The following is a 9,877-nucleotide window of genomic DNA, read 5'->3' as shown; positions in this document are numbered from 1 at the left end:
CAGCGCATCCCACTCGACATCAGACAACTCGTAGCGACGACCCACGCGCTACATCATCCGACATCAAGATCCTTTGAAGACACGGCCTAGGGCTCTGACAGCGTGCCCGCTGACGGACGCCCCCAGGTGCGGCCGAGGAAGCAAGCCCCACGCGTGCCCCGCGTCGCCTGTCGTCGGCCACGTACGCGCCACCGGTGGAGCCATAGATGCAGCGTCGGCCATGGTGGGTAGATCCCCCAGCGCGTCAGGGCGACTTCGTCGATTCACCGGTTCGAATGTCCCGGGACCCACGTGGGCGCGGGAACGAGGCAGGATGGGGGTGCCATGAAGCTCCAACGAAAGCGAACAGGAGATCCTCCGGTCCCCGGTGGCCGGCAGATCGTCTCCCCCACCCAGCGCGACCTCTTCCTCTCGGCCGAGCGTGAGCCGGGCGGCACGACCTACAGCCTCGGCCTCGCCCTGCCCCTGCCCCGGCCGGTGGACCCGGCGCGGTGGGAGCACGCGATGGCGCTGGTCGTGGGCGCCGAGTCGGCGTTGCGCCTGCGCTTCGGCGTCCACGGGGGCGACGTGGTGGGGTGGGTGGCGGAGCAGGGATCCGAAGGTGTCGCCCGGACGGACAACGTCGCCGAGTTCGTGAAGCGGCCGTACGACCTGGCTCGCGACCCGCTCGTGCGGTCGGCCCTCGCCGGGTGCGAGAAAGGGCCGCAGGTCGCGGTCGTCGCCGCGCACCACATCGTCCTGGACGCGCCGGGCGGCGCGCTGCTCCTGGCGCGCCTCTGGGAGACCTACCGCACCGGCAGCCTGCCGCCGGTTGCTGGCGGCGATCCCTTCAGCTCGTACGCGGCACAGAGCCGCCTGGTCTTCGACACCCCCGCCGTGCACGCGGAATGGACGCGACGGCTGAGCGACGCCGGGCCGTTGGTGGCCGGGAGCACCGTCGGCGAGCCGAGGGAGGTGTCGCAGACGCTGGTCGAGCTGCCGCCGGGGATCGAGACGCGCGAAGCGGCCGCCCGTCTGCTCGCCGCCTACGGGGAGGCGCTCGCGACGGTGCTGCGCCCGGCCGGTGCGTTCGTCGTGCACGACCTGGCCAACTCGCGCCGTGGGCCGTACCGCGAGACCATCGGCTGCCTCTATCAGGTCGTTCCCGTCGTGTTCCCGCCGCGCGACCCGACCCGGACCTGGCTCGAGCACGTCCGCGGCTATCGCCGTGAGCTCGGCGACCGGCGGCACATCTCGGTGTCCCTGCAGCGGCGGCTCGGCCCGGCCGAGGGCGTGCGCTTCCACTTCAACTTCTATTCGTTCGACCGTCTGGAGGGCGTACCCGCCGTCATGGAGGTACTCGACAGTTTCCCGGATGACGAGGCGCATCTGCTCGCCAAGCCGCGGCCGGACGGCGTCCGGCTGGAGTTGCACCATCCGTGCTCGGTGGATGGTCCGCGCCTGCTCGCCGCGATCAAGAAAATCACCGAGTCGTGACCGACCTCGCCGATCCCGATCTCTACGCCGACGGCGATCCCCACGCGGTCTGGCGGCGGCTGCGCGCCGAACAGCCGCTGTTCTGGAACGAGCAGGAGGGCCGGCCCGGGTTTTGGGCGGTCACGAAGTACGACGACGCGATGCGCATCTACAAGGATCCCGCGACGTTCAGCTCGGCCAGAGGCATCCTGCTCGGCACCGCGCAGGGCCGGGGCGACCCGGCCGGCGGCAAGATGCTGGCGCTCACCGATCCGCCGCGCCACGGTCAGCTGCGCGCCCTGGTCAACCGATGGTTCACGCCGGGCGCCGTGTCCCAGCTGGAGGAGGCGATGCGCCGCATCGCACGGCGTCTCGTCGACGCGGCCGTGGCGCGGGGCGACTGCGACTTCGTGCGGGACGTGGCGGGCCCGCTGCCCGTGCATGTCATCTGCTGGCTGCTCGGCGTGCCGAGGGCCGACCGGGACATGCTCTACGAGCTGACCTCGCGCGCGTTCGGCGTCGAGGACCGCGCCGGGCAGAGCGCGGCACACCAGAACATCCTGCTCTACTTCATGGAGCTGGCGGAGCAGCGCCGCCTGGCGCCGGCCGACGACCTCGTCAGTGTGCTGGTCGAGGCGACTGTGGAGGGCAAGCCGCTCACCGACACCGAGGTCCTGCTCACCTGCGACAACCTCCTGGTCGGGGGCATTGAGAACGTGCGGCACGCGGCGGCGGGCGGAATCCTGGCGCTGCTCGATCATCCCGGCGAGCTCCGCCGGCTGCGCGCCGACCCGTCGCTCGTGCCGTCCGCGATCGAGGAGATCCTGCGGTGGACGTCGCCCGCCACCCACATCGTGCGCACGGTGCGCCGTGAGGTGCAGCTGCGCGGGCGGACCATCGACCCCGGCAGCCTGGTGACGATCTGGAACCCTTCGGCGAACCGCGACGAGGACGTGTTCCCCGACGCGGATCGCTTCGATGTCGGGCGCACGCCGAACCGTCACCTGGCAATGGGCGTGGGCGAGCACTTCTGCATCGGCGCGGGTGTAGCCCGGCAGGAGCTGCGGGTGCTCGTCGAGGAGCTGCTGGCCGGCACCGCGGCCATCGAGCTCGCGGGCGCGCCGGTGCGGCTGCGCTCGTGCGAGATCAACGGCTTCGAGCGGCTCCCGGTGAAGCTGGTGGCCTGATGCCCGTCAGACGGAGCTCCAGGTGCGGGGCTGGCGGCGCAGCGGGGGTTCGGCGGCGTCGCCCGTGTCTCGCCGCTCGTCCAGCAGGCGGTCGAGCTCGGCGGGGGTGATGCCGCCCAGCAGTTCCTCGGTGCTGACCCGCACGCCGAGGTCTGCCTCGATGGCGTTCGCCAGCTCGGTGGCGCCGAGCGAATCGAGCCCGTGCGCGACGAGCGACCGGTCCCGATCGATGTCGGCGCCGGGGCAGCGGCGGGCGAGCTCGGTCGCGGCGTAGGAGTCCCCGACGGGCGCGGGCCCGCCGTCTGCGGAGTCGAGCAGCAGCGGGGACAGCGCACCGTCGGCGAGCAGCGCCCGACACTGGCGCCGTCGCACCTTGCCGCTCGACGTCTTCGGCACCGCGCCGGGCGGGGCGAGGGCGACCGTCGCGAGCCGGACACCGTGCGACTCGGCGATCGCACCCCGGATGGCGGCGGCCATCTCGGCCAGCGGCGGGTCCACCGCGCCGCGCGAGACCTCGGCGACGATCACCGGGCCGTCGTCCTGGGCGGACCCCGGGAACGCGGCGACGCAGCCGATGCGCAGCTGCGGGTGTGCCCGCTCCGCGGTGCCCTCCAGGTCCTGCGGGTAGATGTTGCGCCCGCGCTGGATGATCACGTCGTCGCGGCGGCCGGTGACGACCAGCTCCCTGTCGTCGAGGAAGCCGAGGTCGCCGGTGCGCAGGAACGGCGCGCCCTCGTCGAGTCGGCCCGCGAAGGTCTCCGACCCGGGCGCCTCGAAATAGCCCTCGGCCACGCTGGCGCCGCGTACCCAGATCTCACCGACATGCCGCGAGGGCTGCGGCTGCCCGGTGAGCGGGTCGACGATGACGACCTCGCTGCCGGGCGCCGGCACGCCGCAGGAGACGAGCGGTCGGCCGTCATCGGCCGGCGACGCGATCCCGCCGTCCAGCGACGCCGGGTCGTAGCGGGTGACCCGCGCGCCGGATCCCGCGGCGGCACCGCTCACCAACAGTGTCGACTCGGCCAGTCCGTAGCACGGGTAGAACGACGAGGGTCGGAACCCGGCCGGACCGAAGGCGTCCGAGAACGCCGCCAGGGTGGCCGGCCGGATCGGCTCGGCGCCGAGGAAGGCGAGCCGCAACTCGCTGAGGTCCAGCCCCCGCACGCCCGAGTCGGTGCCGGCGAGCGCGTCGTCGCCGGCACGCGCCGCGCAGAGCGAGTACGCGAAGTCCGGCGCACCGGTCACCGTCGCGCGGTGCCGGGTGACCGCCTCCAGCCACCGCAGCGGGCGGCGCAGGAAGTCCAGTGGTGACATGAGCACGCACGGAAAGCCCCACTGCAACGGCTGGAGCACGCCGCCGATCAGGCCCATGTCGTGATAGGGCGGCAGCCAGATCACCGCCCGGTCGTCCGCGGAGAGGGCGAAGGCCGCTCGGATCGCATCCGAGTTGGCGGCCAGGTTCTTGTGGCTCAGCACCACGCCACGGGGGTGCCGGGTCGACCCGGACGTGTACTGCAGCAGCCCCACGGTGTCGACGTCGGCCGGTCGCGGCTCGAACGTCGCGGCGGTGTCGAGATCGTCGACGCACAGCCAGCGTGCCGACGGAGCCAGCGAGTCGCCGCCCGCGAAGAGCCCGTCGGCGAGCACCACGGCCGGCCGGCTGTCGTCGGCGATCCGCCGCACCGTGTCGATCGAGGTGGCGTTGAACGGGGGGTACGTGGGCACCGCGACCGCGCCGGCGTAGAAGCAGCCGAGCAGGGCGACGATGTAGTCGAGACCGGGCGGGTAGAGCAACAGGACGCGCTCCCCCGCCGGCAGCGCCGCGGCGACCGATCGTGCGCGGGCGTCGAGGTCCCCGTACGAGATCGGTGCCTCGGCGGGCGCGTCGTCGTCGCCGAACGTCAGGAACGTGAAGGCCGTGTCGTCCGGCCGGGTCAGTGCGGCGTGGCGCAGCCGCGCCACGAACGGTTCACTGGTCATTGGTGCCCATCTGTCGCAGGAGGTGTTCCACCTCGTCGTCGGAGAGTGTGTCCAGCCGGTCGAGGAGCCGCTCCGCCTCGTCGGGGTCGGGCCCGTCGGCCCGGCGCACCGGCCCGATAGAACCGGCAGCGGACCCGGCGGCCGAGACGCGGAGGGCCAGCTCCGCCACCGTGGGCGCCGAGAACAACTCCTGTGGCGTCACCCGCACGCCGAGCGCCCCTTCGACGCGGGACAACACCTGCATCGCGAGCAGTGAGTTGCCGCCCAGGTCGAAGAAGTTCGCGTGCACATCAGGCTCGTCGACGAGCAGCACGTCGGTCAGGATCCGACGCAGCGTCTCCTCGAGCTCGGTCGGGGGCCCGGAGTCCGACACTGCTTGCGCCGCCCGCGCGGCCTGCTCGGCCGCGAGCTCGCCGAGTGCCCGGCCGTCGGCCTTCCCACTCGGCGTACGCGGCAGCTCCGGCAGGACGAGCACGCGCCACGGCACCATGTACGGAGGAAGCTCGCGCCGTGCCGATGCCAGCAGCCGGTCCACCAGGTCGGCGCTTGGAGCGGACCGCGCGACGACGCCGGCGACCAGCGCGTCGTGGCCGGACGGTTGGCGTACCACCGCCACCGCCGCGTCCGCGACGTCCTCGTGGCGGCGTAGCGTCGCTTCGACCTCACCGGGCTCCACCCGCATGCCGCGCAGCTTGACCTGGTCGTCGGTGCGGCCGAGGAACTCGAGGGTGCCGTCCTCGCCCCAGCGGGCCCAGTCGCCGGTGCGGAAGAGGCGCGATCCGGGCGGCCCGAAGGGATCGGACACGAACCGCTCCGCGGTCATGGCGGGTTGACCCCAGTAGCCCCGCGCCACCGGCACTCCGCCGATGTAGAGCTCGCCACGGACGCCGACCGGAACCACCCGGCGGCGTGCGTCGAGCACGCGGAGCACCGCGTTCTGGATTGGGCGTCCGATCGGCACCGGCGCATCGGGTTCCCCGGTGGTGCACGGCCACCAGCTGACCTCGATGGAGGCCTCCGTCGGGCCGTACAGATTGTGCAGTTCGACGCCGACCGCGCGGCCGAACGACTCCACCAGGTCCCGCGAGAGTGCCTCGCCGCTGCAGAAGACGCGCCGCAGCGCCTGGAAACTCCGCCGCTCGCCGCCTTCGAGGAAGTGGCGCAGCATCGACGGCACGAAGTGCGCCACGGTGATCCGCTCGTCGGCCAGCAGCGCCGCCAGATAGGCGGGATCCCGATGTCCGCCGGGCCGGGCGAGCACCACCGTCGCGCCCGCGCTGAGCGGCCACAGCAGCTCCCACACCGACACGTCGAAGGTGAACGGCGTCTTGTGCAGCACCCGGTCGCCGACGCTCAGCGGCCACCTGCGCTGGCCCCAGGCCACCCGGTTGACGATGCCGCGGTGAGCAACGGCCACGCCTTTGGGACGCCCGGTCGAGCCGGACGTGTACATCACGTAGCAGAGCGAGTCGGGCGACCGATCGGATGGTACGGACCGCGCCGCGGCGGCCTCGGCGGGCGCACCCAGGCGTGCCGCGCGTTCGGTGTGGCGCCCGTCGCCCAGGACGACGGCGCAGCCGGCGTCGGCCACGATGTAGCGGAGCCGCTCGTCCGAGTACTCCGGGTCGAGCGGCACGTAGGCGGCACCCGCGTGCAGGACCCCGAGAATCGAGATCACCAGGCCGGGCGAGCGCTCGGCCAGCACGCCGACCCGCGACTCGGGCCCCACGCCGGAGGCGGCGAGCCGGCCGGCCAGCTCCCGCGCCGCCGCGTCGAGCTCCGCGTACGTCAGGTCACCGTCCTGCGAGCGCAGCGCGACCGCACCGGGGTCGGCCGCGGCCCGCGCCGAGACCAGGTCCTCGAGGCGCAGGTCGGGAAACGGTGCCTCCTCACCCTGGCCCAGCGCGAGAATGCGCTCCCGTTCGGCGTCGGAGACCAGGGTGACGTCGGTGATGGCCCGCGTGGGGTCGCCGGCCACCGCTTCCAGCGCCCGCACCAGGTGGCCGACCATCCGGGTGGCGGCCCCGGCCGGCAGGCGGGCCGTCGCGTGTTCGAGGTGGCCGACCATCTCGTCGCCCTCCTCGCGCAGATGTAGCGCGAGATCGAACTGGGCCGACCCGTTGGTCCAGTCGACCTCGGTGGCCTCGACGCCGGGCAGATCGACGACTCCGTCGAAGCGCGGCAGCAGCGACAGCAGCGCCTCGAACAGCGGCGTGCGGCTGAGGTCGCCGCCCGCGCCGGTGGCGTCGACCAGGGCCTCGAAGGGCACGTCCTGGTCGGCGAGGGCGGCCAGCGTGGCACGCCGGGTGACGGTGAGCAGGTCGTCGATCGTGGCGCCCGGCGGCAGCTGGGTCCGCACGGGCAGCACGGTGCCGAAGCCGCCGACGACGTCGCGCAGCTCGGGCCGGGCGCGCCCGGACGTCGGGCAGCCGATCACCAGGTCGTCCTGTCCGGTGTACGTGTGCAGCAGTAGCCGGAAGCCGGCCAGCACGACCGTGAAGAGCGTCGCGTCCCGCTCGGCGGCCACCGTGCGCAGGGCGTCGGTCAGGCGCGCGTCGAGGCGCACGGGGACGCGGCCACCCGCTGGACGACGCACTTGTTCCCGCGGCCCGCACATCGGTAGGTCGATGCCGCAGGCGGCGCCGGCCAGCCGCTCGCGCCAGCGTTCGAGCTGGCCCGCGAACGCGCCGCCGGCCAGCCGCTCGCGTTCCCACACGGCCACGTCGCCGGCCTGCAACGGCGCCTCCCCCAGGGTGCCCTCACCGGTGATCCGCGACCGGTAGGCGGCGGACAGGTCGCCGAGCAGGACGCGCATCGACCAGCCATCGACGACCGCGTGATGGGCGCTCAGCGTGAGGAAGCGCTCGGTCGGCGCGGTGCGGAGCACCCGGACCCGCGCCAGGGGGCCGGCGGACAGGTCGAACGGGCGCCCCGCCTCGGCGTCGATCTCTGCCTGCACGGCGCGTTCCCGCTCGGCGTCCACCAGGCCGGTGAGGTCGACCGTGGTGACCGGTGCCGGCGCGGACGCCCACACCCGCTGCCGGGGTACGCCGTCCTCGGCCACGATCGCGGTGCGCAGCGCCTCGTGCCGGTCGACGACGTCCTGCACGGCGCCGAGCAGTGCCGCCTCGTCGAGCGTCCCGTCGAGCCGCAGAGCGGCGGTGAGGTTGAACACCGGGCTGTCCGGCTGCAGGCCCTGCAGGAACCAGAAACGCTGCTGGGCCAGGGACGCCGGGAAGTGCATGACTGCCGTCGAGTGCTCGTCGGCAGTCATGCGGCCCCCTCCTCGGCGTCGTGCGCCGTTTGCAGGGTCTTGCGGGCTGCGGTCGCGATGGCCCCGGACAGCATGATGAGGACCCCCATGGCGGCGAAGATCGGTCGCGCGCCGGTCGCGTCGATGACGAAGCCTGCGGCCGGCAGCACGAACGGACGGGGCAGCTCCTGGACGCTGTTGGTCAGGGTGATGATGCGCCCCCGCAGGGCGCTCGGCACCATCCGTTGCAGCATGCTGAGACCCGTGACGAGCGTGACGGCGTTGCACCCCGATCGCAGCGCCACCAGCACCAGCGCGAGCACCAGGCCCGGCGCGACCGAGAGGGCCAGTGTGGCGGCGCCCATGGCCAGGAACCCGACGGCCAGGGCGGTCGCCGCCCGCGCCGGCTTGATCGTGCCGACGAGGACGGACCCGACGGCGTAGCCGAGGCTGCCGATACTGGCGATCAGGCCGAAGCCGACGCTGCCCACGCCGAGCTCGTTCGCGAAGCTCGGTAGGGCCACGGGGGCCGGGGCGAAGCCGAGCGTCGCCACGACGCCGATGATCATGTAGAGAACGATCGGCGGCCGGTGGCGCGCGTACCGCACGCCGGCGCGCAGGTCGGCCAGGAAAGTGACGTGCTCGTCGCGGGCCGGCGCGGCCAGCGCGGTCGCCGGGATGAGCAGCACCATCACGGCCGAGAACGCGAACGTCGCCGCGTTGAGCAGGAACGGTACCGCCGTCGGCGTGCCGGCCACCAGGAAACCGCCGACCGCCGGGCCCGCCACCAGCATCGTGTAGTTGGTGGAGGAGAGCAGGCCGTTGGCGCGTACCAGCGACCCGGGGCCGGTCACGTCGGGCACCGCGGCGGTCTGCGCGGCGTTGAACAGCGCCGTGAAGGCGGAGTGCACCAGGGTGATCGCGACCACCGGCCATAGGCCTGAGTGGACGAAGGCGAGCGGCACCAGACCCGCGGTGGCGACCCGAAGCACGTCGGCGGTCACCAGCAGGCGTCGGCGGTCGATCCGGTCGGCGATGGTGCCGGCGAACGGCCCAATGAGGACGGCCGGAAGGTAGAGAGCCGTGGTGACGATCGACACCGAGACACCGGGTGACGACGTCTGGGTGGCGAGCCAGACCAGCGCGACGCCCTGCACGGCGTCACCGAACGTCGAGATCGCGCCACCGATCCACAGTCGCCGTAGAGCCGGCAGGCTACGGAGCAGCGCGATGTATGTGACCGGCGCGATAACAGTCATGCCAGCGACCCCCGTCCGCGTGCAGCACGAGTGGGGAGCATAGCGCCGGCGGACGCGTACGGGGGACCGCAGGATCGATCCGCGTCACTTGCGCACCGACGGCTCGCGGCTAAGGCGTGTTTCAGAAGTCGTGGTGGCCGGTGAGGTTCACGGCGTGGCGGTGATCGACAACTGAAGAGGTCTCCGGTATCTGGTTCTGCGACCAAGCAAGAACTTCATACCGGAGACCTCGTGTCCAGCGTAGCGGTGACGAGGCGGCATGACCTGACCGACAGGCAGTGGGCCGTTCTGGCCCCGCTGTTGCCTGCCGCGCCAACGACGGGTCGTCCGCCGAAGTGGGAGAAACGGCAGCTCATCGATGGGATCAGGTGGCGGATCCGGATCGGGTCGCCCTGGCGTGACGTCCCGGCCGAGTACGGACCATGGCAGACGCTCTACGGCCTGTTCCGTCGCTGGCAGCGCGATGGAACCTGGGACAAGATCCTGGCCGCGTCACAGGCCACCGGCGATGCGCAGGGCCGGATCGGCTGGACGGTCAGCGTGGACTCGATGACCAGCCGCGCCCACCAACACGCCGCCGGCGCCCGCAGACACGGCCACCTCCAGAAACAACCGCCCGGCGGCGTGCACGACGAACCCGCCGATCACGCCCTAGGCCGTGTCTTCAAAGGATCTTGATGTCGGATGATGTAGCGCGTGGGTCGTCGCTACGAGTTGTCTGATGTCGAGTGGGATGCGCTGTC

5 protein-coding genes and 1 pseudogene are annotated in these 9,877 nt (G+C 72.6%); 3 read left to right on the top strand and 3 right to left on the bottom strand.

Annotation, left to right across the window (positions count from 1 at the left end; translation table 11 throughout):
* The first annotated feature begins 324 nt into the window (after positions 1 to 324).
* Positions 325 to 1,476, top strand: a complete 1,152-nt coding sequence (locus AB0B85_RS33365; RefSeq protein ID WP_357413728.1) for a condensation domain-containing protein — start codon at positions 325 to 327, stop codon at positions 1,474 to 1,476.
* Entirely contained in the window at positions 1,473 to 2,642 is a 1,170-nt protein-coding gene (locus AB0B85_RS33360) for a cytochrome P450 (RefSeq protein ID WP_357413726.1), read from the top strand. The genes AB0B85_RS33365 and AB0B85_RS33360 overlap by 4 nt, the downstream gene beginning before the upstream one ends.
* 6 nt (positions 2,643 to 2,648) lie before the next feature.
* Here AB0B85_RS33360 and AB0B85_RS33355 read toward each other — a convergent pair whose 3' ends face one another.
* The 3 genes from AB0B85_RS33355 to AB0B85_RS33345 are packed head-to-tail and all read right to left on the bottom strand — an operon-like array spanning position 2,649 to position 9,134.
* A complete protein-coding gene (locus AB0B85_RS33355; protein WP_357413724.1) occupies positions 2,649 to 4,622 on the bottom strand; it encodes an AMP-binding protein in 1,974 nt (657 codons plus the stop codon).
* The gene (locus AB0B85_RS33350; protein ID WP_357413722.1) at positions 4,612 to 7,896 is read right to left on the bottom strand and encodes an amino acid adenylation domain-containing protein; all 3,285 of its coding nucleotides are present in this window, start codon (positions 7,894 to 7,896) and stop codon (positions 4,612 to 4,614) included. The genes AB0B85_RS33355 and AB0B85_RS33350 overlap by 11 nt, the downstream gene beginning before the upstream one ends.
* A complete protein-coding gene (locus tag AB0B85_RS33345) occupies positions 7,893 to 9,134 on the bottom strand; it encodes an MFS transporter (protein ID WP_357413720.1) in 1,242 nt (413 codons plus the stop codon). Before AB0B85_RS33345 ends, AB0B85_RS33350 begins: the two co-directional genes overlap by 4 nt.
* A 231-nt stretch (positions 9,135 to 9,365) precedes the next feature.
* On the opposite strand from AB0B85_RS33345, the pseudogene AB0B85_RS33340 reads away from it, so the two are divergent.
* Positions 9,366 to 9,794: pseudogene (locus AB0B85_RS33340) on the top strand (IS5 family transposase); the annotation flags it as partial.
* Between the last annotated feature and the right edge of the window lie 83 nt (positions 9,795 to 9,877).

The sequence above is a fragment of the Micromonospora sp. NPDC049044 genome (assembly GCF_040649215.1).
Taxonomy (GTDB): domain Bacteria; phylum Actinomycetota; class Actinomycetes; order Mycobacteriales; family Micromonosporaceae; genus Micromonospora.
Note: the sequence above shows the minus strand (reverse complement) of the source record. Positions and strands in the feature narration are given on the sequence as shown.